1 protein-coding gene is annotated in these 2,346 nt (G+C 65.5%); it reads right to left on the reverse strand.

Going from position 1 to position 2,346, the window contains the following annotated elements:
• Nucleotides 1–302: 302 nt before the first annotated feature.
• Nucleotides 303–1,766: a phosphodiester glycosidase family protein gene (locus tag ABT130_RS47425; protein WP_350966474.1), complete on the reverse strand. Its 1,464-nt coding sequence runs from the start codon at nucleotides 1,764–1,766 to the stop codon at nucleotides 303–305.
• Between the last annotated feature and the right edge of the window lie 580 nt (nucleotides 1,767–2,346).

The following is a 2,346-nucleotide window of genomic DNA, read 5'->3' on the forward strand; positions in this document are numbered from 1 at the left end:
GGACGGTGTGGGAGAGTAGGTCGCCGCCGGACAATCTTTCATGAGGGCCCTCACCTTTGGTGGGGGCCTTCGTGCTTTCCGGGAAGGGTTCCGAACGGGAGGCCGACCTTGGGCCCTCTCTCATACCCTGGAATCTGAAATGGCTGAGGGGATCCAGAGGCCCTGCGGAGGCACCCGGGTTCAGGGACGGAGCTCCGAGACGTGCCTCGGAACCGGAGGCTGAGAGAGCCGCCGTACGACTACGGAGAACCAGAAGCCCCGGCCGATGAGGACCGGGGCTTCTCCCGTTGGAGCGCCGCTCGTCAGGGCGTGATGAAGAGGGCGTCGCCCACGGTCCGCTCCGCGCCGTCCGAGGGCCGGTTGACGGGCTTGTGGCCGACGACCATCACGCTGGAGCCACCACCGTCGAAGTTGATGGCCTGCTTGGCGCCCAGCCAGCGCATCAGCTGAGCAGCCTCCACCATCGAGGCGCCCACGGAGATACCCGGGTTGCGTCCGTCGACCGTGACCAGGATCAGCCCGCCCGACTTGTCGACACCGACCATCGTGCGCGGGTGGCGCCGGAGCATCATGTTGACCGAGGCGTGTCCGTCGGCCGCCGCGGTGATGCGCACCCGGCCGTTCCTGACCAGCCCGACCCCGCCGCCCATGATGTATGTATCAGGGGTGAGCGGTATCGCCCGCTGCGTCCGCAGGTCGATGACCTTGGTGTCCAGCTTCATCCAGGTGCCCTGCGTGTGTTCCTGCAGCCAGACGGCCGCCAGGCCGGTGCCGTGAAGCACGTAGGTGCCCCGGGCGACGATGCCGCCGGCCTGGCGGACCGTGACGACCTGGCCTTGGGCGTCGATGACGGCCTCGATGCCGCCGTCGGTGGCCGTCTTGCTGCCGAATTCCTCGGTGTAGAGGACGAGCTCGTCGCTTCCGGCGGCCCGGTTGATGCCGTTGACCTCGGCCTTCGTGCCGTCCGAGGAGATCGCGGTGACCTGGGTTCGCAACTCGGTGATCCGGGCCTTGCGGCCCTGGGTGATGACGAGGCCGCTGCGGCCTGGCACGGCCTCGCTGAGCAGCCTGCCGCCCACCACGGAGACACCGACCGGGTCGCCCTGAAGGGCCTTGGCGGTGTGGATGTTGAAGAAGCCGCCGTTGACCCCGGCGATGGCGCCGGTCAGTTTCGACATCGAGCTGGTGGTCTCGCGCTTGGCCACGCTCTTGCCGACGCTCGTCTTGAAGGACCCTTTGAACACCTTCGGGTCGACCATCAGCACGCTCATGTTCCAGGGGCCGGTGGTCTCGGTACCGTCGTCGCCGAGATAGTCGGTCTTGGCCCGGATGCCCTGCTCCTTGAGTTCCTTCACGACCTTGTCGGCCTCGGCCCGCTTGCCGAATGACCACAGGCCGATCCTGACCATGTATCGCTCCACAGCCGGGGCGTCCGCTGCGGCGGGCTGCACGATCCGCAGGATGCTGGGAGTGAACCCCGCCGCCTCCACGGCCTCGGCGACCGTCTGCGCGGTGTCCAGGCGGCCGTCGTCGTGGCCGTTGGGCATGAGGGCGGAGACTGTCCAGCCCTGTGTGGACTTGCCGTGCTTCACGCTGAAAAGATCAATGCCCGGTGCCACACTCTGCTGGTTTTTCACCGTGGCCATGCTCACACCCAGTGGGAACGCGGAGGAGGGAAACCCCGAACTCGCCTGCTCGGCCTCAGCGGGAATCGCTGTGGCGGTGAGCGCTAGGGCCGTGAATCCGGCGACAAGGCGTCGCGACATGTATATCTCTCCCCGTTGGTTTCAGAGTTCGTGCACCATCGTGCCGAGATCTACGGGGCGAGGGGAGCGAAACACGCGAAACATCCCAAGAAAGTGTTGCTGCTCACGCAGGGTCATGTCACCCGCGGGAGAATTCACATGCCCGCGACGATCCCGACCGGGTCAACGGTCCTGGTCAATAAGGATTAGTCCCTGGCCGTTTCGTTGCGACAGCGAGAATGCGACGCTACGGTGCAGTAGGCCGCATTTCCTCAGATCAAGCGGCACATCTTTCCGAGAGGCAGCCGTCATGGGGCTGAGCATTCTCATCGTGATCATCGCAAGCGTGATCCTCGGTGTCATCCTCGGGGCGATCCTGACGCGTCCGCGCCGCTGGGATCTCCACATCTGCGCGGATGACTCCGTTCACTTGGATGCCGCATCCGACAGACACGGTTAGTGCAGTTCGCGTACGAAGTCGGTTCAGGAAGACCCGGAAAAGTCCGCAGGAGTTACCGCGGGACGGATCGCCGCATTCGGTCATCGGGGAAAGCGGTGATCGGGGTAAACGGACGGTCGTGGGTCGTACGGAACCAAGGTT

The sequence above is a fragment of the Streptosporangium sp. NPDC001681 genome (assembly GCF_040298085.1).
Classification (GTDB): domain Bacteria; phylum Actinomycetota; class Actinomycetes; order Streptosporangiales; family Streptosporangiaceae; genus Streptosporangium.